20 protein-coding genes are annotated in these 26423 nt (G+C 69.7%); 14 read left to right on the top strand and 6 right to left on the bottom strand.

Features of this window, described 5'->3' with window-relative positions:
- Positions 1–4 precede the first annotated feature (4 nt).
- From katG to polC, 5 genes are all read left to right on the top strand, one after another.
- Positions 5–2140 carry a catalase/peroxidase HPI gene (gene katG / locus EXE51_RS02110; RefSeq protein ID WP_137691953.1) on the top strand — a complete coding sequence of 712 codons (2136 nt, stop codon included), beginning with the start codon at positions 5–7 and terminating at the stop codon, positions 2138–2140.
- 293 nt (positions 2141–2433) lie between these two features.
- Complete coding sequence (locus EXE51_RS02115) at positions 2434–2763, top strand: DUF5783 family protein (RefSeq protein ID WP_094593426.1); 330 nt, start codon at positions 2434–2436, stop codon at positions 2761–2763.
- Between the two features lie 77 nt (positions 2764–2840).
- Positions 2841–3221 carry an iron-sulfur cluster biogenesis protein NfuA gene (locus EXE51_RS02120; RefSeq protein WP_049932256.1) on the top strand — a complete coding sequence of 127 codons (381 nt, stop codon included), beginning with the start codon at positions 2841–2843 and terminating at the stop codon, positions 3219–3221.
- Positions 3222–3467: 246 nt separating this feature from the next.
- Positions 3468–3887 carry a PPC domain-containing DNA-binding protein gene (locus tag EXE51_RS02125; protein ID WP_049932257.1) on the top strand — a complete coding sequence of 140 codons (420 nt, stop codon included), beginning with the start codon at positions 3468–3470 and terminating at the stop codon, positions 3885–3887.
- Positions 3888–3921: 34 nt separating this feature from the next.
- The gene (gene polC / locus EXE51_RS02130) at positions 3922–8967 is read left to right on the top strand and encodes a DNA polymerase II large subunit (protein WP_137691954.1); all 5046 of its coding nucleotides are present in this window, start codon (positions 3922–3924) and stop codon (positions 8965–8967) included.
- A gap of 55 nt (positions 8968–9022) precedes the next feature.
- Here polC and EXE51_RS02135 read toward each other — a convergent pair whose 3' ends face one another.
- Entirely contained in the window at positions 9023–9664 is a 642-nt protein-coding gene (locus EXE51_RS02135; RefSeq protein ID WP_137691955.1) for a bifunctional 4-hydroxy-2-oxoglutarate aldolase/2-dehydro-3-deoxy-phosphogluconate aldolase, read from the bottom strand.
- A gap of 194 nt (positions 9665–9858) precedes the next feature.
- On the opposite strand from EXE51_RS02135, the gene EXE51_RS02140 reads away from it, so the two are divergent.
- The 5 genes from EXE51_RS02140 to rpsJ all read left to right on the top strand — a co-directional run bounded on the left by EXE51_RS02140 (position 9859) and on the right by rpsJ (position 15736).
- Positions 9859–12048: an elongation factor EF-2 gene (locus tag EXE51_RS02140; RefSeq protein ID WP_049932262.1), complete on the top strand. Its 2190-nt coding sequence runs from the start codon at positions 9859–9861 to the stop codon at positions 12046–12048.
- Between the two features lie 334 nt (positions 12049–12382).
- Positions 12383–13000, top strand: coding sequence for an amino acid-binding protein (locus EXE51_RS02145; protein ID WP_049932264.1), 618 nt, complete (start codon positions 12383–12385; stop codon positions 12998–13000).
- A complete protein-coding gene (locus tag EXE51_RS02150) occupies positions 12997–13992 on the top strand; it encodes a homoserine dehydrogenase (protein ID WP_089308662.1) in 996 nt (331 codons plus the stop codon). The genes EXE51_RS02145 and EXE51_RS02150 overlap by 4 nt, the downstream gene beginning before the upstream one ends.
- Before the next feature lie 166 nt (positions 13993–14158).
- Entirely contained in the window at positions 14159–15424 is a 1266-nt protein-coding gene (tuf, locus tag EXE51_RS02155) for a translation elongation factor EF-1 subunit alpha (RefSeq protein WP_049932267.1), read from the top strand.
- Between the two features lie 3 nt (positions 15425–15427).
- Complete coding sequence (gene rpsJ / locus EXE51_RS02160; RefSeq protein ID WP_004048854.1) at positions 15428–15736, top strand: 30S ribosomal protein S10; 309 nt, start codon at positions 15428–15430, stop codon at positions 15734–15736.
- 97 nt (positions 15737–15833) lie between these two features.
- Here rpsJ and EXE51_RS02165 read toward each other — a convergent pair whose 3' ends face one another.
- Both EXE51_RS02165 and EXE51_RS02170 read right to left on the bottom strand, forming a co-directional pair.
- Positions 15834–16394 (bottom strand): rhomboid family intramembrane serine protease, encoded by a 561-nt coding sequence (locus EXE51_RS02165; RefSeq protein ID WP_086220264.1) that lies wholly within the window; start codon positions 16392–16394, stop codon positions 15834–15836.
- Positions 16395–16466: 72 nt separating this feature from the next.
- Positions 16467–16769: a hypothetical protein gene (locus tag EXE51_RS02170; RefSeq protein WP_049932269.1), complete on the bottom strand. Its 303-nt coding sequence runs from the start codon at positions 16767–16769 to the stop codon at positions 16467–16469.
- 119 nt (positions 16770–16888) lie between these two features.
- Between EXE51_RS02170 and EXE51_RS02175 the strand changes: the two genes are divergently transcribed.
- The 4 genes from EXE51_RS02175 (at position 16889) to EXE51_RS02190 (ending at position 22790) form a co-directional block, all read left to right on the top strand.
- On the top strand, positions 16889–18022 hold the full coding sequence (locus EXE51_RS02175; protein ID WP_089308661.1) for a lysylphosphatidylglycerol synthase transmembrane domain-containing protein: 1134 nt from the start codon (positions 16889–16891) through the stop codon (positions 18020–18022).
- 30 nt (positions 18023–18052) lie between these two features.
- Entirely contained in the window at positions 18053–19234 is a 1182-nt protein-coding gene (locus EXE51_RS02180; protein WP_137691956.1) for an alpha-1 4-glucan-protein synthase, read from the top strand.
- Between the two features lie 39 nt (positions 19235–19273).
- Positions 19274–20422, top strand: a complete 1149-nt coding sequence (locus EXE51_RS02185; protein ID WP_049932273.1) for an extracellular solute-binding protein — start codon at positions 19274–19276, stop codon at positions 20420–20422.
- A 64-nt stretch (positions 20423–20486) separates the two neighbouring features.
- Positions 20487–22790 (top strand): glycosyltransferase family 39 protein, encoded by a 2304-nt coding sequence (locus EXE51_RS02190; protein WP_137691957.1) that lies wholly within the window; start codon positions 20487–20489, stop codon positions 22788–22790.
- Positions 22791–23213: 423 nt separating this feature from the next.
- On the opposite strand, the gene EXE51_RS02195 is transcribed toward EXE51_RS02190, so the two are convergent.
- The 3 genes from EXE51_RS02195 to EXE51_RS02205 form a co-directional block, all read right to left on the bottom strand.
- Positions 23214–23867, bottom strand: a complete 654-nt coding sequence (locus EXE51_RS02195) for a dolichyl-phosphate hexose transferase (protein ID WP_233125185.1) — start codon at positions 23865–23867, stop codon at positions 23214–23216.
- 248 nt (positions 23868–24115) lie between these two features.
- Positions 24116–25786 (bottom strand): GMC family oxidoreductase, encoded by a 1671-nt coding sequence (locus EXE51_RS02200; protein WP_094495588.1) that lies wholly within the window; start codon positions 25784–25786, stop codon positions 24116–24118.
- The gene (locus tag EXE51_RS02205; protein ID WP_086216159.1) at positions 25783–26346 is read right to left on the bottom strand and encodes a gluconate 2-dehydrogenase subunit 3 family protein; all 564 of its coding nucleotides are present in this window, start codon (positions 26344–26346) and stop codon (positions 25783–25785) included. Before EXE51_RS02205 ends, EXE51_RS02200 begins: the two co-directional genes overlap by 4 nt.
- Positions 26347–26423: the final 77 nt, after the last annotated feature.

The raw sequence follows: 26423 nt of genomic DNA on the forward strand, positions 1-26423 counted from the left end.
TTTGATGGCTAGTAACACCCAAGAGTGGTGGCCGGACCAGTTGGACCTGGAGTTGCTCGATCAGAACTCCGCCGACATCGGTCCCTACGGCGAGGAGTTCGACTACGCCGAGGCGTTCGAGGAGCTCGACCTCGAGGCGGTCAAGTCCGACCTCGAAGACGTGATGACCGACTCGAAGGAGTGGTGGCCCGCCGACTACGGCCACTACGGGCCGCTGTTCATCCGGATGGCGTGGCACAGCGCCGGCACGTACCGCTCGCTCGACGGCCGCGGCGGCGCCGCCGGCGGCCACCAGCGCCTCCCCCCGATCAGCAGCTGGCCGGACAACGTGAACCTCGACAAGGCCCGGCGGCTGCTGGAGCCAGTGAAGACGGAGTACGGCGAGAAGCTCTCGTGGGCGGACCTCATCGTCCTCGCCGGCAACGTCGCGCTCGAGTCGATGGGCTTCGAGACGTTCGGCTTCGCGGGCGGGCGCGAGGACGACTTCCGGGGCGACGACGCGGTCGACTGGGGCCCCGAGAGCGAGTTCGAGACGACCTCCGAGGAGCGCTTCGACGAGGAGGGCGACCTCAAGGCGCCGCTCGGCAACACCGTGATGGGCCTCATTTACGTGAACCCCGAGGGGCCGAACGGCGAGCCCGACCTCGAAGGGTCCGCGAAGAACATCCGCCAGTCGTTCAGCCGCATGGCGATGAACGACAAGGAGACCGTCGCCCTCATCGCCGGCGGCCACACCTTCGGCAAGGTCCACGGCGCCGACGACGGCGACAACCTCGGTCCGGAGCCCGAGGACGCCCCCATCGACCTCCAGGGACTCGGCTGGGACAACGAGTTCGGCGAGGGGATGGGCCCCGACGCGATCACCAGCGGCATCGAGGGGCCGTGGAACGCCACCCCGACCGTCTGGGACATGAGCTACGTCAACAACCTGCTCACCTACGACTGGGAGCCGGAGAAGGGTCCCGGCGGCGCGTGGCAGTGGACAACGGAGAACGACGAGCTCGACGACGCCGCGCCCGGCGTCGCGGACCCCGACGACAAGGAGGACGTGATGATGCTCACGACGGACGTCGCCCTGAAGCACGACGACGACTTCCGGGCCGTCTTAGAGGAGTTCCGCGACGACCCCGAAGAGTTCCAGGAGACGTTCGCGAAGGCGTGGTACAAGCTCATCCACCGCGACATGGGCCCGCCGGAGCGGTTCCTCGGCCCCGAGGTCCCGGAAGAGACGATGATCTGGCAGGACCCCCTGCCCGAGGCCGACTACGAGGCCATCGGCGACGCGGAGGTCGCCGAGCTCACGGACGCGCTCCTCGAGTCCGGCCTGTCGACCGGCGAACTCGTCAAGACTGCGTGGGCGGCGGCGTCCACCTACCGCGACAGCGACAAGCGCGGCGGTGCCAACGGCGCCCGCATCCGCCTCGAACCGCAGCGAAGTTGGGAGGCCAACGAGCCCGAGGCGCTCGCTGACGTCCTCTCGACGCTCGAGGAGATCCAGACCGAGTTCAACGAGTCGCGCGACGACGACGTCCGCGTCTCGCTCGCCGACCTCATCGTGCTCGGTGGGACGGCGGCCGTCGAGCGGGCCGCGGCCGACGCGGGCTACGACGTCAAGGTGCCGTTCGAGCCCGGCCGCGTCGACGCGACGGCGGAGCAGACCGACGTCGACTCCTTCGAGGCGCTCGAGCCGGAGGCCGACGGCTTCCGTAACTACCTCGGCGACGCCGACGAGCCGGTCGAGGACCTCATGGTCGACAAGGCGGACCTGCTGAACCTGACCGCCAGCGAGATGACCGTTCTGGCCGGCGGTCTGCGCGCGCTCGGCGCGACGTACGGCGATTCCGACCGCGGGGTCTTCACCGACGAGCCCGGCGCGCTCACCAACGACTTCTTCGCGAATCTGCTCGACATGGAGTACGAGTGGGACGCGGTCACCGAAGACGAGGACGTCTACGAGATCCGCGACCGCAACACCGGTGAGGTCGCGTGGGAGGCGACGCGCGCCGACCTCATCTTCGGCTCGAACGCGCGACTCCGGACCATCGCGGACGTGTACGCCAGCGACGAGGAGAAGTTCGTCGAGGACTTCGCCGCGACGTGGAGCGAGATCATGAAGCTCGACCGCTTCGATCTCGAGTAACCCGATCGCCGCGCTCCCGGTTTTCTCTCTGACTCTGCCCCCGCCGAACGCGGGCCGGCGGTGCGTCGCTCCGCCGTCGCCCGCCGTTCGAGCCTCTCGCTGTCGGCCGCCGAGTCGTGACTCTCGCTTCGGACCCGGTGACCGGCGCCGATCAAATTCTATATCGCGACATATAATTTATCTTGTCGGCCACGTTCGAATCTCTCCCCGAGCCGCGAGTTCGAGGGGGCCCCCGTTTCGGCGTCTCGGGGGCGATCGACCGGCTTTTTTCCCGCCGAGCCCTCGCTGGCGACATGGCCGACGAGTTCGACCCGGAGAAGTTCGAGGACAAGTACGCGCACTACTTCAACGAGCTCCAGCGGGCGTACAAGAACGCGTTCAACCAGATGAACGACCGGTACGACTCGGAGCTGATCCACGGCATCGACCAGACCGTGCTCAACGAGTCGGAGCCGTTCTACGAGGACGGCGAGTTCCGCGTCGAGCTCCCGGAGAACCCGCGCGAGCGCATCCGCGGCGCCGTCGCGGTCGACGACGAGACGTTCGAGGAGACGCTCGAGGAGTACGTCGAGCGGATCGAGTCCGAACTGTACCGGACCCTTAGGGTCGACCGACCGGAGTAGGGGTCCGACGCGGCCCGCGACGGGAGCGGATCCGGCCGAACCAAAGGCATAAGCCCGGTGCCCGCCAACTCGCGGGCATGAGCACGGACACGGCTGACGCGGACAACGAACTCCGCGAGCGGATCACGAACTTCCTGCGGCGCAACTTCCCGCAGATCCAGATGCACGGCGGCAGCGCCGCCATCGCCCACCTCGACCGCGAGAAGGGCGAGGTGACGGTCCAGCTCGGCGGGGCCTGTTCCGGCTGCGGTATCTCCCCGATGACGATCCAGGCGATCAAGTCCCGGATGGTCAAAGAGATCCCCGAGATCGAGACGGTCCACGCCGACACCGGCGCGTCGGCCGGCGCCGACGGCGACCTCGGCGGCACCAGCAGCGGCGGCGGGATGTCTCCCTCCTTCCCCGGGGAGACGACCGACGACGACGGCGACGACGAAGGCCCCCAGGCGCCGTTCTGAACCCGGCCGACCACGCCTTTCCTCTCTTTCCGCTCCGCGAGTCGCAACGCCGTCAGCTACTGAACCGCCTATCTCTGTAGATCCACCGTTTCTACGGTGTAGACGCGTTCTCTCGGCCTTATTGTCGTCTCTCTGACTCTCGCTGTCGTCGCTAGATGTATCACATAACGCTATATCGAATTGAGTTCGCCGTCCTCCTCGGTCCGACTGAAGCCTTTTTCTCCCCGGCCGCCGTGGGGAGTTGCTATGTACCACCGCGAGGTCGAACCAACGGCGGAGTACGTCGCGCGGTTCGAAACGGGGGCCGACTGGCGCGAGGAGATCGAGTCGCTCGCCCGCGAGGAAGACGTCGAGGCCGGCTGGTTCACGGCGCTCGGTGCGGTCCAGGACGCGGACGTCTGGTTCTACGACCAAGACGAGACCGAGTATCGCTCGGTGACGTTCGACGAACCGCTCGAGGTGGCCGCCTGCGTGGGCAACGTCTCGCTGTTGGAGGGCGACGTGTTCGCACACACCCACGCCGTCCTCTCGCGGCCGAGCGGACAGGCGCTCGCGGGGCACCTCGACTCGGCGACGGTCTGGGCCGGCGAGTGTCACCTGCGCGCGTTCGCCGAGCCGCTGGAGCGCTCGCACGACGAGGCGACGGACCTCGACCTGTGGCTGTGACCCGTCGACCGCGCCACCGGACCCCAGAGGCCCGATGAGACCGGACGACGAGCGCTACTTCGCGCGGATCGAAGAGCGGCTCGACGAGGCGTGGGATGTCGCGGAGACGGCCAAAGAGCAGGGCCGGGACCCGGAGCCGGAGATCGAGATCCCGATCGCCCGCGACATGGCCGACCGCGTCGAAAACATCCTCGGCATCGACGGCGTCGCCGAGCGCGTCCGCGAGCTGGAGGGCGAGATGTCTCGCGAGGAGGCGGCTCTGGAGCTGGTCACTGACTTCGTCGACGGCAACGTCGGTGACTACGACTCCCGCGAGGGGAAGATCGAGGGGGCGGTCCGGACCGCGGTCGCGCTGCTCACCGAGGGGGTCGTCGCCGCGCCGATCGAGGGGATCGACCGCGTCGAGCTGTTGGAGAACGACGACGGCACGGAGTTCGTCAACGTCTACTACGCCGGTCCGATCCGCTCGGCGGGCGGGACGGCGCAGGCGCTGTCCGTGCTCGTCGCCGACTACGCCCGGTCGCTGCTCGACGTCGACGAGTACAAGCCCCGCGACGTGGAGGTCGAGCGCTACGCCGAGGAGATCGCCCTCTACGACAAGGACACCGGGCTCCAGTACACGCCGAAGGACAAGGAGTCGAAGTTCATCGCCAAGCACATCCCCGTCATGCTCGACGGGGAGGCGACGAGCGACGAGGAGGTCTCGGGGTTCCGCGACCTCGAACGCGTCGACACCAACTCCGCGCGCGGCGGGATGTGCCTCGTCGCCGCCGAGGGGATCGCGCTGAAGGCCCCGAAGATCGAGCGGTACACCCGTGACCTCGAGGAGGTCGACTGGCCGTGGCTCCAGGACCTGATCGACGGGACGATCGGGAAAGACGGGGCGGGCGACGGGGGCGCCGCGGCCGACGAGGACACCGAGAGCGGCACGGGAGACGGTGACGGCGACGCCGAAGCCGACGACGCGGCGGACACCGAGGGAGACGAGAGCGCGGCCGACGACGCGGCCGGACCGCCGCGGGCCGACCCCTCACAGAAGTTCCTCCGCGACCTCATCGCGGGGCGGCCCGTGTTCACCCACCCGAGCGAGGCGGGCGGCTTCCGACTCCGGTACGGCCGGGCGCGCAACCACGGCTTCGCGACCGGCGGCGTCCACCCCGCCACGATGCACATCGTCGACGACTTCCTCGCGGCCGGCACGCAGATCAAGACCGAGCGGCCGGGGAAGGCGCACGGCGTCGTCCCGGTCGACTCCATCGAGGGCCCCACGGTCCGGCTCGCGAACGGCGAGGTCCGCCGGATCGACGACCCCGAGGAGGCGAAGGAGCTCCGCAACGGCGTCGAGAAGGTCCTCGACCTGGGCGAGTACCTCGTCAACTACGGGGAGTTCGTCGAGAACAACCACCCGCTCGCGCCCGCCTCGTACGCCCCCGAGTGGTGGGTCCAGGAGTTCGAGGCGGCCGGCGCCGACGTCCGCGCGCTCCGCGACGACCCGCACGTCGACCTCGAACACCCCGGTGTCGACCGGGCGCTCTCGTGGGCTCGCGAGCACGACTGCCCGCTCCACCCCGAGTACACCTACCTCTGGCACGACGTGTCGGTCGACGCGTTCGCGGCGCTCGCCGACGCGATCGCGGCTGGCGAGGTCGTCGAGGGCGTCCTCGCGATCGAGCGCACGGATCAGGTCCAAGACACGCTGGAGTCGCTGCTGATCGAACACGCGGCGACCCCGGACGCCCTCCGGATCCCGACGTGGCGGCCGCTCGCGCGGTCGCTCGGGATCGACGACGGCCTCCGGAAGGAGTGGGACCCCGCGGACCTTTCCCCCGCGGCCCGGGAGTACGCCGACGGCGAGAACGCGATCCGCGCGGTCAACGAGGTCGCCCCCTTCGAAGTGCGCGAGCGGGCCCCCACCCGCATCGGTAACCGGATGGGACGCCCCGAGAAGTCGGAGAGCCGCGACCTCTCGCCGGCGGTCCACACCCTCTTCCCGATCAACGAGGCGGGCGGCCCCCAGCGCGACGTCGCCGAGGCCGCGAACGTGATGGACGACACCGGCCGGCGGGGGCGACACGAACTGGAGGTCTCCGACCGCGTCTGCCCGGACTGCGGCGAGCACACCTACGCCGCGCTGTGCCCCGACTGCGAGACGCACACCGAACCGCACTACGAGTGTAACGACTGCGGCACCGTCTGCGAGCCCGACGAGGCCGGCCGCGTCGAGTGCCCGAACTGCGAGTGGGAGGTGACGGCCGCGGGGTATCAGGAGGTCGACGTCAACGACGCGTACCGCACCGCCTTGGAGACGGTCGGCGAGCGCGAGTCCGCCTTCGAGATCCTGAAGGGGGTTCAGGGGCTCACCTCGCGGAACAAGACGCCGGAGCCGATCGAGAAGGGCGTCCTCCGCGCGAAGAACGGCGTCACGTCGTTCAAGGACGGAACGGTCCGGTACGACATGACCGACCTCCCGGTCACCGCGGTCCGGCCCGAGGAGCTCGACGTCACCGCCGACCACTTCCGCGAGCTCGGCTACGAGACCGATATTGACGGCGAGCCGCTGCGCCACGACGACCAGGTGGTCGAACTGCGCGTCCAGGACATCGTCCTCTCGGACGGCGCGGCCGAGCACATGCTCAAGACCGCCGACTTCGTCGACGACCTCCTCGAACAGTTCTACGGGCTCGACCGCTTCTACGAGGTGAACGAGCGCGACGACCTCGTCGGCGAGCTCGTCTTCGGGATGGCGCCCCACACGAGCGCCGCGACTGTTGGGAGAGTGGTGGGTTTCACGTCGGCCGCGGTCGGATACGCTCATCCGTACTTTCACGCCGCGAAACGGCGGAACTGCTTCCACCCGGAGACGAAAATCTGGTACGAGGACGAAGCCGGAAAGTGGCACTACGACCCCATCGAGACACTCGTTGAGGACCGACTTGACGCCGAAACGGCTGAAGAGGACGACTTCGGGACGCTTGTCCAGAAACTCGATGACGATGTGTATGTACCGTCCGTAACTGAGGATGGCGAGAAAACGCTCCAACGGGCTGAAGCACTCTCGAAGCATCCTTCGCCTGACCACCTCGTCCGCGTCGAAACAAAGAGTGGGCAGGAGCTGACGGTGACGCCCGACCACTCGATGCGTCGGTGGACCGGCGATGGAATCGAGCGCGTGTCGGCCCGAGAATTAACCACGGAAGATGCGCTCCCTGCGCCGAAACAGATCTCGGTTGACGGGGAAACAGCGACGTTCGACCTGCTCGCGGAATTCCTCGACGCGGACGCCGTTTCGAACGACGACCTGATGATCCGAGGGCTCGGCGAATCTAATCTCAAACAACTCCTCGATGATGCGACAGACGCCGAGAACTACCTGAAGCCTGTTGCGGAACTCCTCGACGTTAGTCAGTCGACGGTGTACAACTGGGTGTCTCGCGACAGCATCTCGGCCGGCGTTCTGATCGAACTGTACGACTGCGACACTGTCGTCGAACGCGTTCCCACCGACGTGACACTTGGAATCCGTCGAGACAGCGCTTCGATTTCGCGTCAGTTCGATGTCGACGAGACGGTCGGCACGATGCTCGGATACTACGCTGCAGAAGGGTTCACCCGGCAGGAGGCTGGGTCATTTTACCAGACGACAATCTGTACGCCGGACGACGTGCCACGCGACGAGATCATTGACGTCTTTGACGACGTATTTGACGTTGAGGCGTTCGAGGAGAACGAATGGAAGATTACTGTTTCCAGTCGCCTCGTCACGACGCTGTTCTCGGATGTTCTTGACGCCGGGAGTCGTGCGGAGACGAAACTAATCCCGGACTGCGTGCTCTCCGCACCGGACTCGATTCTCCGAACGTTCCTCGCGGCGTACTTCTCTGGCGACGGAAGCACGTCTAGCGAACGCGTCGAGGTTCGCGCACATACGGTGAGCGACGACCTACAGTCCGACCTAATCGCAGCCCTCAAGCGGTTCGGTATCGCTACGAAAGTGTATCGCGAGGAGCGTACCCCGAAGACGGGTGCGGTGGCCGAGTTCTACGACGGCGAGCAGTCGTTCGAATCCTGGGTCCTCAAGATCACATCACAGAACGCCGTGCGGTTCGCCGACCGAGTCGGCTTCCATCTCGGCCGCAAGGACGAGACGCTTACTGACGTGCTGGACCGCGTCGATACCCGAACACAGCGACTCTTCGGTGACGGAGGCGACGTTTGGGTTGACGAAGTCGTCTCTGTCGAGATGGTCCAGTCCGACATCGAATTCACATACTGTCTGACTGTTGAGGAGACAAACACGCTCGTCGCGAACGACGTGTACTCCGGTCAGTGTGACGGTGACGAGGACTGCGTGATGCTGCTTATGGACGGACTGCTCAACTTCTCGAAAGAATTTCTGCCCGATCAGCGCGGCGGGCGGATGGACGCGCCGCTGGTGATGTCCTCGCGAATCGACCCCTCCGAGATCGACGACGAGGCGCACAACGTCGACATCGTGCGGGAGTACCCCAAAGAGCTGTACGAGGCGTCCCGAGAGATGGCCGACCCGGAGGCGGTCGAGGAGCTGATCCAGATCGGCGAGGACACGCTCGGCACCGACGACGAGTACCACGGGTTCGACCACACCCACGACACCACCGACATCGCGATGGGACCGGACCTCTCGGCGTACAAGACGCTCGGCGACATGATGGAGAAGATGGACGCCCAGCTGGAGCTGGCCCGGAAGCTCCGCGCGGTCGACGAGACCGACGTGGCGGAGCGGGTGATCGAGTACCACTTCCTGCCGGACATCATCGGGAACCTCCGGGCGTTCTCGCGGCAGGAAACGCGCTGTCTCGACTGCGGCGAAAAGTACCGGCGGATGCCGCTGACGGGCGAGTGCCGCGAGTGCGGCGGCCGCGTGAACCTCACCGTCCACGAGGGGTCGGTGAGCAAGTACGTCGACACCGCCATCGAGGTGGCGGAGCGGTTCGACTGCCGGCCCTACACGAAACAGCGGCTGAAGGTGTTAGACCAGTCGTTAGAGTCGATCTTCGAGGACGACACGAACAAGCAGTCCGGCATCGCGGACTTCATGTGAGGTGGGGGGAGCGGCCGCGGGTCGAGCGGGCCTCACCGCGCCGGACCCTCGGGGTTCAGTCGCCGCGCGCTTCCTCGACCACCCGCGTGAACTCGCGGGCGGTCTCGGTGATGACCTCATAGTCGCCGCGCTCGGCGGCGTCGTAGTCGACGAGCGCGCCGCCCGCGCCGACCGCGAACGCGCCCGCCTCGACGTACTCCGCGGCGTTGTCCGGGCCGACGCCGCCGGTCGGCATCATCGGAATCTGGCCGAGCGGCCCCTTCATCGCGCCGAGGTGGGCCGGCCCGACCGTCTTCGCGGGGAACACCTTCACGAAGTCGGCGCCCGCCTCGTAGCCGCGGACCGCCTCCGTCGGCGTCATCACGCCGGGTGCGCTGACCGCGCCGTAGCGGTTACACGTCTCGACGACGTCCTCGTGGAGGCTCGGCGAGACGACGAACTCGGCGCCCGCCATCAGCGTCGTCCGGGCGGTCTCGCTGTCGAGGACGGTACCGGTGCCGACGACGACCTCGTCGTCGAAGGAGGCGGTCACCTCGTCGATGAGGTCCGCGACGTTCGGCGTGTCGGCGGTGATCTCGACGGCGGTGACGCCGCCTTCGCGGAGCGCCTCCGCGATCTCGATGAGCTGGTCGGCGGGCACCCCGCGGAGCACCGCGACGACGCCGCTGTCGACGAGCCGTGAGAGCGTCTCGTTCATACTCACCGTTTCCCGAGTCGGCCCTTAAAACCGCGCCGATGCCTGCTCCGCCGGGGTCTCGACCCGGGCGCCCGCGGCGGTCGTTCCGTGACACTGTGCGACACGAAATCGCCGGGGATCGGGGGTGATCCCCGGCGAATCGGCCGCGACGAAACACTACCCTTTTGACCCTCCTTTCGGTAACACTCGGTATAATGGGCCGACGCAAGAAGATCGTTCAGGAATGTGAGCGGCTGATGGACAACCCGGAGCACATCCGGAACATCGCCATCGCCGCCCACGTCGACCACGGGAAGACGACGCTGTCTGACAACCTGCTGGCGGGCGCCGGGATGATCTCCGAGGACACCGCGGGCGAGCAGCTCGCGATGGACACGAAGGAGGACGAGCAGGAGCGCGGGATCACCATCGACGCGGCGAACGTCTCGATGACCCACGAGTACGAGGACACCAACCACCTCATCAACCTCATCGACACCCCGGGCCACGTGGACTTCGGGGGCGACGTCACTCGCGCGATGCGCGCGGTCGACGGCGCGCTGGTGGTCGTCGACGCCGTCGAGGGCGCGATGCCCCAGACGGAGACGGTGCTCCGACAGGCGCTCCGCGAGGGCGTGAAGCCGACGCTGTTCATCAACAAGGTCGACCGCCTCATCTCGGAGCTCCAGGAGGGGCCCCAGGAGATGCAAGAGCGGCTGATGTCGGTCATCGCCGACGTCAACGAGCTCATCCGCGGGATGGCCGAGAACATGGACGACATCCCCGAGGACTGGACCGTCTCCGTCGAGGACGGCACGGTCGGTTTCGGCTCCGCGCTGTACAAGTGGGGCGTCTCGATGCCCTCGATGCAGCGGACCGGCATGGACTTCGGCGACATCATGGAGCTCGAACAGAACGACAAGCGGCAGGAGCTCCACGAGCGGACGCCGCTGTCTGACGTCGTGCTCGACATGGTCTGCGAACACTTCCCGAACCCGGTCGACGCGCAGCCCCGCCGCGTCCCGCGCATCTGGCGCGGTGACCCGGACACCGAGCTGGCCGAGGGGATGCAGCTGGTCGACGAGGACGGCGACGTCGTCTTCATGGTCACCGACATCTCCATGGACCCGCACGCGGGCGAGATCGCGACTGGCCGCGTCTTCTCCGGCACGCTGGAGAAGGGCCAGGAGCTGTACGTCTCCGGCACGGCCGGGAAGAACCGCATCCAGAGCGTGGGGCTCTTCATGGGGTCCGAACGCGAGGAGGTGGACCGTGTCCCGGCGGGGAACATCGCGTCCGTCACCGGACTGCGTGACGCCATCGCCGGCTCCACCGTCTCCTCGGTCGAGATGACGCCGTTCGAGTCGATCGAACACATCTCCGAGCCGGTCATCACGAAGTCCGTCGAGGCGCAGAACATGGACGACCTGCCGAAGCTCATCGAGACGCTCCAGCAGGTCGCCAAGGAGGACCCGACGATCCAGATCGAGATCAACGAGGACACCGGGGAGCACCTGATCAGCGGGCAGGGTGAGCTCCACCTCGAAGTGATCACCCAGCGGATTCGCGACAACCAGGGCATCCCGGTCATCACCGGCGAACCGATCGTCGTGTTCCGCGAGCAGCCCCAGGAGTCCTCTCGCGAGGTCGAGGGGCAGTCGCCGAACCGCCACAACAAGTTCTACATCACCGTCGAGCCGATGGACCAGGAGATCGTCGACGCCATCCAGCTCGGCGAGGTCTCGATGGACATGCCCGAACTGGAGCGCCGCGAGGCGCTACAGGAGGCCGGCATGGACAAGGACACCTCCCAAAACGTCGAGGACATCCACCGGACCAACATCCTCATCGACGACACGAAGGGGATCCAGCACCTCAACGAGACGATGGAGCTCGTCTTGGAGGGGCTTCAGGAGGCGCTCGACGACGGTCCGCTGGCCGCCGAGCCGGTCCAGGGGTCGCTGTTCCGACTCCACGACGCGAAGCTCCACGAGGACACCATCCACCGCGGTCCGGCGCAGGTCATCCCGGCGGTCCGCGACGCGGTCCACCGCTCGCTGATCGACGGCGAGGTCCGCCTGCTCGAACCGATCCAGGACGTCCGGATCGACGTGCCCAGCGAACACATGGGCGCGGCCTCCGGCGAGATCCAGGGTCGTCGCGGCCGCGTCGACGACATGTACCAGGAGGGCGACCTCATGGTCGTCGAGGGCATCGCGCCCGTCGAGGAGATGATCGGGTTCTCCTCCGACATCCGCTCGGCCACCGAGGGCCGCGCCTCGTGGAACACCGAGAACGCGGGCTTCCGCGTCCTCGTCGATAATCTCCAGCGCGAGAAGATCATGGAGATCCGCGAGCGCAAGGGGATGAAGCTCGAACTGCCGCAGTCGATCGACTACTTCTAAGTCGACGACGCGGTCCGCGGTCTCTGCGGTCAACTTCTCTCTGGTGTCTTCGGCCTGAGAGCCCCGACGCCGTCGATCGCGGCAGACCTCCCCGAACCGTGCGCCGCGTTGACAGGCACGGAAGCGAGGCAACGCCTGCCAGCGCCGAAGGCTTATACCGGATCGTCCGACTCCGTTCGGGTATGCAGACGGGCACGACTCCCCCCCGGCGCACCGCGACGGAGCCACCGAGCGACCGCTCCACGTCGGGGACAGGAGCGCGTCCGCGGACGAGCGATCCGGACTCGACCGGCCGCGATGAAGCCGGGCGCGGCGCGGCGCCGGAGGTGGCGCCGTGAGCGACCGTCGCGACGGGGCGCCGGAGGCCGCGCTCGACGCGGAGGCGGGCGTCGACGAGCCCGACTCGGGAGCGTCGCCCGACGGCGGCCACGCCTCGACGGCGGTCTCGACGCACACGGTCCGGCTGGAGCTGGTCGACGAGCCCGGGCAGCTGCTCGCCGCGCTCCACCCGATCGCCGACAACGGCGGGAACCTCCTGTCGATCTACCACGAGCGCGGGAACAAGACGCCCCGCGGCCGGATCCCGGTCGAGGTCGACTTCGAGGCGACGCCGGACCGGTTCGAGGAGATTGTCGACGCGCTCCGTAGCGAGGGCGTGAACGTGATGCAGGCCGGCACGGAGCGGTACGCCGAGGAGGTGACGCTGCTCCTCTTCGGCCACCTCATCGACACCGACCTCTCCGACACGCTCTCGAGCATTGAGGCCTGCGAGTCGGCGTCGGTCGCCGACGTGTCGCTCGCGGCCCCGCAGGGCACCGAGGAGGTGTCGAGCGCGCGGCTCCGGCTCGAAGCCCGGGCCGGCGAGACGGACGCGGCGCTCGCCGCGGTCCGCGACCTCGCCGCGGAGAAGGACCTTCGCGTCGTTGAGCCACTCACGGGGGTGGAGGCGTGAGACTTGCCGTGATCGGTGCGGGCGCCGTCGGGCGCTCCGTCGTCGAGTTGGCGGGCGAACACGGCCACGAGGTCGTCGCGGTCGCCGACTCGTCGACCGCGGTCGTCGCGGACGGGACGGGCGGTTCCGGCGGAGAGGCCGTCGGCGTCGACCCCGACGCGGTCGTGGCGCGGAAGGCGGAACGGGGGATCGTCGGCGACGACGACCCGGCAGACGCGCTGGCGGCCGACTACGACGTCCTCGTGGAGGCGACGCCGACGACGCTCGGCGACGCCGAGCCGGGCTTCTCGCACGTGACGACCGCCTTAGAGCGCGACCGCCACGCGGTCCTCGCGAACAAGGGCCCCGTCGCGGAGCGGTACGGCGACCTACGGGCGGCCGTCGGCGACAGCGACGGCGAGATCCGGTTCGAGGCGACCGTGGGTGGCGCAATCCCCGCAGTGTCGACGGTCGAGGACATCGAGCCCGGCCACGTCACGGCGGTCCGGGGCGTGCTCAACGGGACGGCGAACTTCATCTTGACGCGGATGGCCGCCGAGGGGCTGGACTACGACCACGTGCTCGCGGAGGCGCAGGACCTCGGCGTCGCGGAGGCGGACCCCTCCTTCGACGTGGACGGCACCGACGCGGCGCTGAAGTGCGTCATCCTCGCAAACGTGCTCTCGTTCGGCGCGGTCGACGACCCCGCCGACGCCCGGGAGTTCACGCTCGAAGACGCCGACGTCTCGGGGATCCGCGACGTGCCCGGCTCCGCGCTCCGCCTCGCGGCCGAGGACGGGCGGACGGTCCGGCTGATCGGCGAGGCGACGGGCGAGACCGTCCGCGTCGCGCCGCGGCTCGTCCCCGAGAACGGCACGCTCGCGGTCTCGGGGACGCAGAACATCGTCCAGATCGAGACCTCCCACGCCGGCCGGCTCAACATCTCCGGCCGCGGCGCGGGCGGCCCCGAGACCGCGAGCGCGGTCCTCGGCGACGTGGGCCGGCTGGAGTAGCCGACGCCCGACTCGCCCACCGACGGTCTCCGTGCGGCCGTGTGGCGTGCCCCGGGTTGTCGAGAATCGCAAGACGGCGGCACGATACTCTGTGGGCCGTATCGAAACCGTTTTAGTGGAATCAACCGAAACTTACTCACAGAGCGCCTTAGCGCGTGATTACCCCATGAGTGACAAACCGCACCAGAACCTGGCCATTATCGGCCACGTCGACCACGGCAAGAGTACGCTCGTGGGTCGCCTCCTCTTCGAGACGGGGAGCGTCCCCGAGCACGTAATCGAGCAGCACCGCGAGGAAGCCGAAGAGAAGGGCAAGGGCGGCTTCGAGTTCGCCTACGTGATGGACAACCTCGCCGAGGAGCGCGAGCGCGGCGTCACGATCGACATCGCCCACCAGGAGTTCGACACCGACGAGTACTACTTCACCATCGTCGACTGTCCGGGCCACCGTGACTTCGTGAAGAACATGATCACGGGCGCCTCGCAGGCCGACAACGCGGTGCTCGTCGTCGCGGCCGACGACGGCGTCGCGCCCCAGACCCGCGAGCACGTGTTCCTGGCCCGCACGCTCGGGATCAACGAGCTCATCATCGGCGTCAACAAGATGGACCTCGTCGACTACAGCGAGGACTCCTACAAGGAGGTCATCAGCGAGGTCGAGGACCTGCTCAACCAGGTCCGCTTCGCGACCGACGACACCACGTTCGTGCCGATCTCGGCCTTCGAGGGCGACAACGTCGCCGAAGCGTCCGAGAACACCTCGTGGTACGACGGCCCCACCCTGCTGGAGTCGCTCAACGACCTGCCGGAGGCCGAGCCGCCGACGGACGCGCCGCTCCGCCTGCCGATCCAGGACGTGTACACCATCTCCGGTATCGGGACCGTCCCCGTGGGACGCGTCGAGACCGGGATCCTCAACACCGGCGACAACGTCTCCTTCCAGCCGTCCGACGTGGGCGGCGAGGTGAAGACGGTCGAGATGCACCACGAAGAGGTGCCCAAGGCCGAGCCCGGCGACAACGTCGGATTCAACGTCCGCGGCATCGGCAAGGACGACATCCGCCGCGGCGACGTCTGTGGCCCGGCCGACGACCCGCCGAGCGTCGCCGAGACGTTCCAGGCCCAGGTCGTCGTCATGCAGCACCCGTCGGTCATCACGGCCGGCTACACCCCGGTCTTCCACGCCCACACGGCGCAGGTCGCCTGTACGATCGAGTCCATCGATCAGAAGATCGACCCCTCGTCCGGTGAGGTCGCCGAGGAGAACCCGGACTTCATCAAGTCCGGCGACGCGGCGGTCGTCACCGTGCGTCCCCAGAAGCCGCTCAGCATCGAGCCGTCCGGCGAGATCCCGGAACTCGGCAGCTTCGCCATCCGCGACATGGGTCAGACCATCGCGGCCGGCAAGGTGCTGGACGTCAACGAGCGATAATCGATGCAGCAGGCACGCGTCCGCCTCGCCGGCACGAGCCCCGAGGACCTCGACGACATCTGCGACGACGTCCGCGAGATCGCGGACTCGACGGGAGTCGCCCTGTCGGGCCCGATCCCGCTGCCGACGAAGACGCTCGAGATCCCGTCGCGCAAGTCCCCGGACGGTGAGGGGACGGCGACGTGGGAGCACTGGGAGATGCGCGTCCACAAGCGTCTGATCGACATCGACGCCGACGAACGCGCGCTCCGCCAGCTCATGCGCGTCCAAGTGCCGAACGACGTCAGCATCGAGATCGTTCTCGAAGACTGAGCGCTAGGGCGTTTCTCTTTCACCCTTTCGTTTTTCACACCGCCTAGCCCCGGCGCCGTCGATCGCGGCCCGCGCCCACCGTCCGGTCCGGTTCCGGTCACCGCGCGTCGAGCAGGCCGACGCGTCCGGCGACGAGCCCGCAGAACGCCCCGGTCGCGTGCGCGATCAGCGCGACGCCCGGCGCGGCCGTCGTCGCGGTGAGGACGACGGCGACGAGCCCGAACAGGACCAGTTGGACTCGCGGCGAGAGGCGCAGGCGGTCGAACAGCGTCTCGCTCACGACGTTTCCCGCGAGGAGGTAACCGCCGAGCGCGAACACCGCGCCGCTGATCCCCAACACGGCGACCGGCGGGCCGAGTAGGCTCCCGAGGGTCACCTGCGCGAGGCCCGCGAGCGCGCCCGTCGTGACCACGAACGCGTGGAAGCGGGCGCGGGTCGTCCGGCGCTCGACCAGGGGCCCGACGAGCAGCAGCGCGAGGGCGTTCGCCAGCAGGTGGCCGACGGAGCCGTGCGCGTACACGCTCGTGACGAGCGTCCAGGGAGCGACGGCGACGGGGGTCGACAGCGCGAACAGTCCGGCGAGGCCGACGACGCCGAGGAGGGCCTGCGCGGCGCCGATGAGGAGGGCGACGCCGAGCGTTTCGAGAGTGGCGCGCATCGGCCGGGCGTTGGGCCCGGGCGGTGAAAAGGCTGTGCGGCCCGGTCGCTCGCGGCCCGTCCGCGGTGCGGCTCAGATGACGTCGTCGGGGTCGTGGACGCGGGCCATCCGCGTCGCCTCGGCGGCGTAGCGCTCGCGGTCGTCGGGGTCGTCGACGGCTCCGACGTTCGACGGCGCCGCGTCGACGGCGGCCGTGGTGTCGCGCACGTCCGTGAAGGAGGTGAGCGCGCGCTCCTTGCGGAAGTAGCGCTCGCCGTCCGGCGTCGCGTACGTGAGGATCACCATGTTCTGCTCGTCGTCGGAGTACGTGCGCTCGACGAGCCACATCCGCACGTCCTCGGTCGCAGCGCCGGCGTCTGCCTCGTTCGCGCTCATGCGTAGTTGTTCGATTGCCGCGAACAAACGTGTTGCGTCGCGCCGGGTCCGGCCCGCCCCGCCGGTTCGCCTCCGCGAACCGCCAGCGTTATGTTCTTTAGGGCGACCTAAATAATCGTATGAGACCGCGAACCGCCGCCGCTCGACTCCGCGAGCGCCTCTCCCGGCTCCGAGCGCGCGTCCCTCGGGGGTCGCTCGCGGTCGCGGGAACCGTCCTCGTCCTCGCGATCGGCGGCGCGGTGTTGACGCAGACCCTCGACCTCGCCGCCGTCGTCGACGCGGTCGCGACCGCGGACCCGGTCTACGTCGCCGCCGCGCTCGTCGCGTACCTGTCGTCGTGGCCCGTCCGCGGCCGGCGGTACGGCGACGTGCTCGGGCCGATGGGACACCGGTGTCGCACGGCGTTCCTCACGGCGACCGTGTTCGCGAGCCAGACCGCGAACCTGATCGTCCCCGCCCGGGCCGGCGACGGGGTGCGCGCGTACCTGCTGAACGACCGCCGTGAGGTCCCCTACGCTACCGGCGTCGCATCGCTGGCGGTCGAGCGCGCCTTCGACCTGATCGCGCTCGGCGCGCTCGGCGGCGCCGCGCTCGCCGTCCGCCTCGCCGGGGGGCGGGTCGTCGCGCCCGACGGCTCCGGTCGGGTGCTCGTCGTCGCCGGGGGCACTGCGATCGCGGCCGCGCTGCTCTCGGCGCTCACCGTCGTCGTCGCTCGGAGCGACCGGCAGTTCGGTCCGGCCCTCCGCGATCGCGCTGCGGGATCCCGGCTCGCCCGTGCCGTCGACGCGGCGGTCCGGTTCGGCGCCGCCGTCCGCGTCGTCGCCGCGGACGCGGGCGCGCTCGTTCGGGTGTCGCTCGCGAGCGGCGTCGTGTGGGCGCTCGACGTCGCGACCGCTGTTTTCGTCCTCGCGGCGCTCGTGGGCGGGTTCGGCGGGGCCGTCGATCCGGTCGCGCTCGCCGTCGTCGGGACGCTTGCCGTCTCGGCCGGGAACCTCGCGAAGGTGCTGCCGCTCTCGCAGGGCGGGATCGGGCTGTACGAGGCGGCGTTCACCGGGATCGTCGTCGCCGCGACGCCGATCTCCGCCGAAGTCGCGCTCGCCGCGGCGGCCCTCGACCACGCGCTGAAGAACGCCGTCACGCTCGCCGGCGGCGGCGCCGTCGCGGCCGCGTTCGACCTGTCGCCGACGCGCGCTCCCGACGAGTCGGAGCGGGAACCCGACGCGACCGCGACGCAGCCGACGACGGACCGCTAAACTTTTAGGCCAGCCTAAAAACTAACGCGTATGACGGCTACCGCCCCGAGCGGCGACGGCTCGGATATCTGCGTCATCGTTCCGACGATCAGAGAGTACGAGTGCCTCCGCGCGTACGTCGCCAACGCCCGCGAGCACGGGTTCGACGTCTCGCGGCTCCACTTCGTCCTCGTCACCGAGGACTTCTGCGAGACCGACGAGATGCGCGCGATGCTCGACGACCTCGACGTCTCCGGCGAGGTGTTCGACGGCAGCCGCCGCGAGGAGTGGTACGAGGCCAACGGCGTCGCGGAGTACGGCCACGTCGTCCCGGCGGCGAGCCACGCCGAGACGAGCTTCGGCCTGCTGTACATGTGGGCCGACGAGTCGTTCGACTACGGCGTCTTCATCGACGACGACACGCTCCCGCACGACGACGTCGACTACTTCGGTCGACACATGGCGAACCTCGCGCTCGAGGGAGAGGTCGAGCGCGTCAGCTCCGACGAGGACTGGGTGAACGTCCTCTACGACAACGCCGACGAGCACGGTCTCTACCCGCGCGGCTACCCGTACTCGGCGATGGACGAGACCGTCGAGACCGACGCGGTCGACGTCGAGGCCGGTGAGGTCGTCGCCTCGCAGGGGCTGTGGACGAACGTCCCTGACCTCGACGCGGTCCGGATCCTGATGGACGGCGACCTGGAGGGCCAGGCGCAGACGCGGGCGACCGCCGACGACTTCGGCGACGACTTCGTCGCCGCGCGCGGCAACTACCTCACCGTCTGCTCGATGAACCTCGCGTTCCGCCGCGAGGTGATCCCGGCGTTCTACCAGCTGCCGATGGACGACAACGAGTGGGACGTGGGGCGGTTCGACGACATCTGGTCGGGGCTGTTCTTAAAGCGCGCCTGCGACGTGCTCGGCAAGCGCATCTACAACGGCGACCCGCTCTGTGAACACAACAAGGCCCCGCGCTCGACGTTCGACGACCTCGCGAACGAGGTGGCCGGGCTGGAGCTGAACGAGCACGTCTGGGAGGTCGTCGACGAGGCGGGCGCCGACGCCGACTCGTACGCGGCGGTCTTCGACGCGATGGCCGACGCGCTCGCCGAGGGCGACTTCGACGAGTGGAACAACGGCGCGTTCCTCAACCACTGCGGCGAGTACATGCGCGACTGGCTCGACTGCCTCGACGCGATCCGGCGGACGCCGGCGCCCGCGGACGACTGAACCGACACGACTAAAACCATTTAGGCAAGCCTAAAACACATGACGACCCACGAATCCGACGCACGAGACGGGCGCGACGTTCGACGGCGGAAGTTCCTCGCGGCGGCCGGCGCGGTCGGCGTCGCGGGGGTCGCCGGCTGTACGGGGAGCGACGATCAAGACGGCTCCGACGGTGGCGACGGCGGACCGGCGATCGGGCAGATCGGTTCCGGCCGCGCCGGGCGCGACGCCCCCGGCGGGACGCCGATGGCGGAGATGCCGGCGCTGGAGGGCGAACTCACCGTCTACTCCGGCCGCGGCGAGTTCCTCGTCGGCGACCTCGTCGGCTACATCGACGACCTGTACGACGACCTCGACCTGACCGTTCGGTACAACAGCTCGACCGACCACGTGAACGCGATCATCAACGAGGGTGAGGGGTCGCCGGCCGACGTGTTCTACTCGGTGAACGCTGGCTCGCTCGGCGCGCTCGCCGACGCGGGACGCACGCAGGCGCTCCCCGACGACGTGACCGGGAAGGTCCGGGGGGAGTTCCACACCGAGCAGTGGGTCGGCACCTCCGGGCGCGCCCGGACGGTCCCGTACAACACCGAGTCGGTCTCCGAAGACGGGCTCCCGGACGACATCATGGCGTACCCCGACGAGTTCGAGGGCGACCTCGGCTGGGCGCCGTCGTACGGCTCCGCGCAGGCGTTCGTCACCGCGATGCGGCTGCTGGAGGGCGAGGAGGCCACCCGCGAGTGGCTCGAAGCGATGGTCGAGCGCGGCGCCGCGACGTACCCGGACGAGTTCCGCGCGTGTCAGGAGATCGCCGACGGCGAGATCGACGCCGCGTTCACCAATCACTACTACATCCAGCGCGTGCTCGACGGGAACCCGGAGGCCCCGATCGCGACCTCCTTCACGCAGGGCGACGCGGGCGCGGTGTTCAACGTCGCGGGCGCCGCGGTCGTCGACACCGCGTCGAACGCTGACCTCGCCGCGAACTTTGTCCGCCACCTGCTGTCGGCGGAGGCGCAGGACTACTTCGCGCGCTCCACCTTCGAGTACCCGCTGATTCCGGAGGTCGAGCCGATCGGCGACCTCCCGACGATCGACGAGCTCGACGTCCCGGACATCGACCTCTCGGAGCTGTCCAACCTCGAACCGACGATCGACCTCATGCGCGACGCCGGCGTCCAGATCTGAGCCGCCGCCTCACCCCCGCGTCGCGCCGCGCGCCCGTCACGCTCACAGCCTCACTCCACCGACCGTGTCAGTTCTCCCACCGTCGCTCCGTCCCCGCCGGCTCCTCGTCCACCTCCGCCAGCGACTCGAACGCGCCGACCGGGTGAGCCTCGCCGCGGCGCTCGTCGCCGTCGCCGCCGGCGCCCTGACGTTCGCGGTCGCCGTCACCGTCTTCTCGCACCACTCGGCGAACCACGACGAGGGCGTCTACCTCACGCAGGCCGCCCTCCTCCTCGACGGTCAGCTGGCGTTCCACGCCGGCTCGCTCGCCGACGCCGTCCACCCGTGGTTCTTCATCGAGGACGGCGGGCGGCTCTACCCGAAGTACAACCCCGTTCCCGCGGCGACGTTCGCCGTCTCGATGGCCCTGTTCGGCGAGCCGCGCGTGACTCTCGCGGTCGTCGCCGCCGGGAACGCCGCACTGGTGTACCTGCTCGGCTCCGCGGCCGTCGGTCGCCGGGCGGGCCTCGCCGCGGCCGTCCTCTTCGCCGCGTCGCCGATGGCGATCGCGACCTCCTCGGCGTTCCTTCCGTACGCGCCGACGACGCTCTTCAACCTGGTCTTCGCGGTCGCGTACCTCCGGAGCGTCCGGGACGAGTCCCTCAGGGCCGCGGGCGTCGCGGGCCTCGCGATCGGGGTCGCCTTCTTCGCGCGGCCGTACACGGCGGTGCTGTTCGCCGCCCCGTTCATCTGTCACGCGCTGTGGCGCGTCGCGTCGGCGACCCGGCGGTTCGGCGCCGAGTCCGCGGCGTCGACGCCGCGCGCGTTGGTCGACGCCGGCGTCCGCGGGCTCCCCGACCCGGTCCGCCGCCACGGGCTGACGGCGCTGTTCGGTACCCTGTTCGTCGGCGTCACGCTCGCGTACAACGCCCGGATGACGGGGTCCCCGCTCGTGTTCCCGTACCAGGTGTTCGCGCCGATGGACGGCCCCGGCTTCGGCGAGCGCCGGATCCTCGGCCACTCGGTCGACTACACGCTCGGGCTGGCGCTGGAGTCGAACGGGTACGCGCTCCGGGAGATCGCGACCCGCTGGTTCGCCGCCGGCCCGCTCGGAACGCTCGCGGCGCTCGTCGGCGGCGCGGTCGCGCTCCGCGGGTGGCGCGCGACCGGCGATCCGCGCGGACTCCTCTACGACCGGGCGGCCGACGACGCGTCCGGTACGCCCGGCTTCCGACGGACAGCGACGGCGCTGCTCGTCGGCGTCGCCGTCTCTGTCGTCGTCGGGAACCTCTACTTCTGGGGGACGCACAACGCGCTCGCCGACCTCTCGGACCCGACCGACGGGCTCGCGTCGCTGTTCGGCCCGTTCTATCACTTCGACCTGCTCGTCCCGCTGTCGGTGTTCGGCGGGCTGGCCGTCGCCGCCGCCGCCCGGGCGCTGTCCGCGGCCCGCGACCGGCTCGTCTCCCGCGGCGCCTCGGGGACGGTCGCCCGCGTGGCGATCGCGGTCGTCGTCGCGAGCGCGGTCGTCGTCGCCGGCGTGGCCGCGGTCGACGCGGCCGCGGATCCGATCGAGCGGAACGCCGCGGTCGACGCGAAACACGAGGCCGCGTACGCGCCGTTCGACGAGACGACCTTCGAGGACGGGCTCGTCTTCGTGCCGACGCCGTACGGCGAGTGGCAGAACCACCCGTTCCAGTACCTCCGGAACGGGCCGGGGCTCGACGGCGAGGTCGTGTACGCGCTCGACCGCGACCCGGTCGAGAACTTCGCGGTGCTGGACGCGTACCCGGACCGCACCCTGTACCGCTACGGCTATCAGGGGGTCTGGACCGCGGATCCGGAGACCCGCGTCACGCCGAAGCTGGAGCCGCTCGACCGGCGCACTGGCGCTCGGATCGACGCCGAGACGACCGTCGGCGTGCCGGACCGCGTCGCCCGCGCGCAGGTCCGCGTCGACCCGCGACGGGGCGCTCCGGGCGGTCCGGACCACGTCTCCTACACGGTGAGCGATCTCGGCGACTCGCTCGCGGTCGACTGGGCGGTGACGCCCGAGGGCGTCCGGTTGCCCGGCGCGGCGGCCGCGGGCGACCCCGAGGCGGGCGACCCCGTGCCGCTCGACCCCGAAGGCGACGCGGTCGCCGTGACCGTGACGCTCGTCGACCCCGCCGGCGCGACGTTCACATACCGGCAGGAGATGACGGTTCGGGTGACGGAGGGCAGCGAGGCGGGAGCCAGCGGCGAGCGCGTCGAGGTCGTCTGGCCGCCCGAGCGCTCGACCTGTCGGCTCGTCACGGCGTGCGGGACTGAGGGGACGTACCTCCCCGACGAGCCCGACGCCCACCCCGAGTGGGTCGTCTTCGAGACGGCCGCCGAGGCGAGCGACTAATACGTCGATATCTCACACGCAGTTGCTGGTGGATCGGTGGTGACAACCTCCAAAGCCTCAGCCGCGAGGCCGCGGTACGCTCGTTGCGCTCTTGGGTCGCTCCGCTCGCTGCGATGCTTACGTCGCCTACCGCGGCCTCGGGGTTATCCCTTTGAGTCCCGCCCCTCACAGCACCGCCCCGCGCCTCACCCCTCCCCAGCCTCGTCGCTGGCACCCTCCGCTTCGCTCCGTGAGCCAGCGACTCCCTCGCGCCTGCGACTCACGCCCCGCGGGCGTTCGTCGGCACGCGCCGACCGCCGCGTCTGTTTATGTATGATCGGCGCTGTCGCTCAGGGTCGTAGAAACCGTCGCCGGCGGCGGTCCACTGTGCCCACAGCGTCCGTCCGGACCGCCGTACGGCGTCGCGTCGGGGGCGAAGCGCCCTCAGAAGCGCCGCAGTTGCTCTTCGAGGCAGACGGTGACGATCGACTTCGCGATGGCGGCGCCGCCGCCGATTGGGTCGAGCTTCGTGTCGCCGAGCCGCTCGGCGTAGGCGATCGGGCGCTCGCGCACGTCGTAGCCGCGCATCAGCGGGCGGATGAGGAGTTCCGCTGAGAGGCCGGTGTTCTCCGTCCAGCCGATCTCCTCGACCACCTCGCGACGGTACGCGCGCATCCCGGTCGTGGTGTCGTGGACGCGCTCGCCCATGAGCAGGCTCGCGACCGCAGCGAACGCGTGGTTTCCGAAGCGGTTGAACGCCGGCATCGCCTCCGCGCCGTGGTAGAGCCGGTCGCCGCTTACCACGTCCGCGCCGTCGTTGACCTCGGCGAGGAACTCCGGCAGCGCCTCCATGGGGTAGGTGTCGTCGCAGTCGGTCGTGACGACCACCGGTCGGTCGGGGGTCAGGATCGCCTCGCGGACGGCGACGCCGTACCCCTGCGGCTCCTGTTCGATGACCCGAGCGCCGTGCTCGCGGGCGATCTCCGGAGTGCGGTCGTCGGATCCGTCGACGCAGACGACCTCCGCCCTCCCGTCCGTGACCTCGTCGATGTCATCGAGGACCGTCCCGATCGCCTCCGCCTCGTTGTACGTCCCCATCACGACGCTGAGGTCGTCGAAGGTGTATGCCCCGCCGTCCCCCCCGTTCGCCACGCTCTCGCCTTTCTCGTCCGCCGCGCTCTCGATCTCCTCGTCCGCCGAGCCTCCGCCCTCTTCCCCGACGGTCTCCGTCACGTCGACGGCGCTCGCAGATCCGTTCGTCGCGTGTGCTGAGTCGCTCATTACCCGGATCTCCGCTCGCACCTACTTGAGTTTTTAGGTTTACCTAAAATAATGTTCGACGGCAGTCAGGTCTGCGCCGAGAGGCGGGCTTCCACGTCGTCGGCGACGCGGAGCGCGAGCGCGGCGATGGTGAGCGTGGGGTTCATCGCGCCGCTCGTCGGGAAGACGGAGCTGGAGGCGATCCAGCAGTTGTCGAGGTCGTGGGTCCGGCAGTCGGCGTCGACGACTCCCCGGTCGGGGTCGTCGCTCATCCGCGTCGTGCCCATGTGGTGGTAGGCGGGCCCGGTCGCGTCCGGCCCGGCGACCCACTCCACGTCGGCGCCGAGCTCCTCCAAGATCGCGACCTGGATCTCGTTCGCCCGCTCGATCGTGTCGAGCGCGCGCTCGCCCACGCTCCACTCGACCCGCGGCGCCGGGTCCCCGTGATCGTCGGTGCGGTCGTCGGCGAGGGCGATCCGGCTGTCGGCCCGCGGGGCCTGCTCGACGAGCCCGCCCATGGCGACGTGATTCCCGTACCCCTCACGGAGCTGGTCGAGCAGCGGGTCGCCCCAGTCGTCGCCCGACAGGGCCGTCTCGACCGGCGAGGGGCCGGCGTAGTTGAAGAACTCCAGCTTGAACGGGGCCTGCGCCTCGTCGGCCTCGTCGTAGAACTGGTCGCAGGCGCTGGTGTAGAAGCCGACGTGGTTCTGTCTGGTCGGCTCGTCGAGGGTGCCGCCCGCCCCCGCGAACAGGTGGTCCATGAAGAACTCGCCGACGTGACCGCTCCCGTTCGCGAGCCCGTCGGGGTATCGGTCCGAGGCGGAGAGGAGCAGGAGCCGCGGCGTCTCCACGCCGCCCGCGGCGACGACGAAGGCGTCGGCCGTCTGCCTGTGTTCAGCCCCGTCAGGGGTCGCGTACACCGCCGCGGTCACCCTGTCGTCGCCGTCGTGCTCCAGCGACCGCACGGACGCCCGGTCGATGACGGTCGCGCCCCGCTCCTCGGCGCGCTCGACGTGGACCGTCGCGTCGTACTTCGCGCCGCTCGGACACACCGGCTGGCAGGTGCCGTAGCCGACGCAGGGGGACCGGTCGTCGTACGGCTCGGAGTTGCGCGCGTTCGGCACGGAGTGCATGGCGATCCCGAGCGACTCGCAGGCCTCGGCGAACAGCGAGTCGCTGTAGGAGGGCTCGAACGCCGGCATCGGGTGCGGCTCCTCGCGCGGCGGCGCGTAGGGGTTGTCCGACGCGCCCGCGACGCCCAGCTCGCGCTCGGCCTCGGCGTAGTAGGGGCGGAGGTCCTCGTAGTCGATCGGCCAGTCCGGTCCGACGCCCCGCGCCGTGCCGGAGTTGAAATCGTCCTCGTGGAGCCGCATCACCATCCCCTGCCAGTGGAGCGTCGACCCGCCGACGCCCTTCACGCGGGCGTGGTTGAGCGGGTACGGGCGGTCGCCGGCGGTCTCGTGGGCGTCGCGCTCGCCGCCCACGTCCCAGACGTCCGGCCGGTCGTAGAACGGGCGGATCGCGCGCTCCTGTCTCGCGAGCCGGTCGGCGGGGTCGAATCGCGGGCCCGCGTCGAGCACGACGACCTCGCGGTCGCCCGCCAGCCGGTCGGCGACGAGCGCTCCCGCGGGGCCGGCTCCGACGACGCAGACGTCCGTGTCCGGCACGGGCGTGCGGTCGACGTCGCCGCGGGCCCGGTCGCCGGTCTGCCGGTAACGAGCGTCCCGTCCGCCGCTCGCGTCCTCCGCGCCGCTCATCGGGGCCCCTGCCGGTAGCTCTCCGCGCCGCCCGCGTGCCCCTGCGGGTTCTCGATGCCGACGAGCTCCCCGCCCGTCGGCGAGGCGTACAGCGCGAGCAGCAGCTCGTTGACGACGTAGTACCGGACTCGCTCCGCGGTCGTTCCGTCCGGGTTCTCCTCGGCCACGTCCGCGCCCATCTCCCGGAGCAGCTCGTCGCGGTCGGCGGGCGAGAGGTCGGCGACCGGCGCGCCGTACCACGACCGGGCGGCCGACTCGACCTCGGCGACCGCGGCTCGGATCCCCTCGGCGTGCGCCGACCCGTCGAGGCGGCCGTCGAGGAGGCCGTCGACGAACGCGTCGAGCCCGGAGACCGCCTCCGGGTAGACGGTCCGCGCGACCGCCGTCATCGCCTCGCGGACCGCCTCGTCGCCGGGGGTGCCGTCGCCGTCCCGCGCGGGCTCCGCCTCGGCGCCTCCCCGACCGCCGTCGCCGGTCGCCCGACGGACACCAAGCGCGACGCCGCCGGTCGCGCCGATCGCGGCCAGCGCGGCCGCCGCGTCGCGTCGCGTCAGTTCCATGGAATATTTTAGGCAGCCCTAAATTAATATATCCGTCGGAGCGCGCTCGACGCGCGATCGGAACCCCTAACGCCGGC

This window comes from Halorubrum sp. CGM5_25_10-8B (assembly GCF_005435095.1).
In the GTDB taxonomy this organism is placed as follows: domain Archaea; phylum Halobacteriota; class Halobacteria; order Halobacteriales; family Haloferacaceae; genus Halorubrum; species Halorubrum ezzemoulense.

Excerpts from the sequence above, each read along its gene's own strand:
- katG (WP_137691953.1), top strand. The coding sequence starts at position 5 with ATGGCTAGTAACACCCAAGAGTGGTGGCCGGACCAGTTGGACCTGGAG.
- EXE51_RS02115 (WP_094593426.1), top strand. The coding sequence starts at position 2,434 with ATGGCCGACGAGTTCGACCCGGAGAAGTTCGAGGACAAGTACGCGCAC.
- EXE51_RS02120 (WP_049932256.1), top strand. The coding sequence starts at position 2,841 with ATGAGCACGGACACGGCTGACGCGGACAACGAACTCCGCGAGCGGATC.
- EXE51_RS02125 (WP_049932257.1), top strand. The coding sequence starts at position 3,468 with ATGTACCACCGCGAGGTCGAACCAACGGCGGAGTACGTCGCGCGGTTC.
- polC (WP_137691954.1), top strand. The coding sequence starts at position 3,922 with ATGAGACCGGACGACGAGCGCTACTTCGCGCGGATCGAAGAGCGGCTC.
- EXE51_RS02135 (WP_137691955.1), bottom strand. The coding sequence starts at position 9,664 with ATGAACGAGACGCTCTCACGGCTCGTCGACAGCGGCGTCGTCGCGGTG.
- EXE51_RS02140 (WP_049932262.1), top strand. The coding sequence starts at position 9,859 with ATGGGCCGACGCAAGAAGATCGTTCAGGAATGTGAGCGGCTGATGGAC.
- tuf (WP_049932267.1), top strand. The coding sequence starts at position 14,159 with ATGAGTGACAAACCGCACCAGAACCTGGCCATTATCGGCCACGTCGAC.
- rpsJ (WP_004048854.1), top strand. The coding sequence starts at position 15,428 with ATGCAGCAGGCACGCGTCCGCCTCGCCGGCACGAGCCCCGAGGACCTC.
- EXE51_RS02165 (WP_086220264.1), bottom strand. The coding sequence starts at position 16,394 with ATGCGCGCCACTCTCGAAACGCTCGGCGTCGCCCTCCTCATCGGCGCC.
- EXE51_RS02170 (WP_049932269.1), bottom strand. The coding sequence starts at position 16,769 with ATGAGCGCGAACGAGGCAGACGCCGGCGCTGCGACCGAGGACGTGCGG.
- EXE51_RS02175 (WP_089308661.1), top strand. The coding sequence starts at position 16,889 with ATGAGACCGCGAACCGCCGCCGCTCGACTCCGCGAGCGCCTCTCCCGG.
- EXE51_RS02180 (WP_137691956.1), top strand. The coding sequence starts at position 18,053 with ATGACGGCTACCGCCCCGAGCGGCGACGGCTCGGATATCTGCGTCATC.
- EXE51_RS02185 (WP_049932273.1), top strand. The coding sequence starts at position 19,274 with ATGACGACCCACGAATCCGACGCACGAGACGGGCGCGACGTTCGACGG.
- EXE51_RS02195 (WP_233125185.1), bottom strand. The coding sequence starts at position 23,867 with ATGGGGACGTACAACGAGGCGGAGGCGATCGGGACGGTCCTCGATGAC.
- EXE51_RS02200 (WP_094495588.1), bottom strand. The coding sequence starts at position 25,786 with ATGAGCGGCGCGGAGGACGCGAGCGGCGGACGGGACGCTCGTTACCGG.
- EXE51_RS02205 (WP_086216159.1), bottom strand. The coding sequence starts at position 26,346 with ATGGAACTGACGCGACGCGACGCGGCGGCCGCGCTGGCCGCGATCGGC.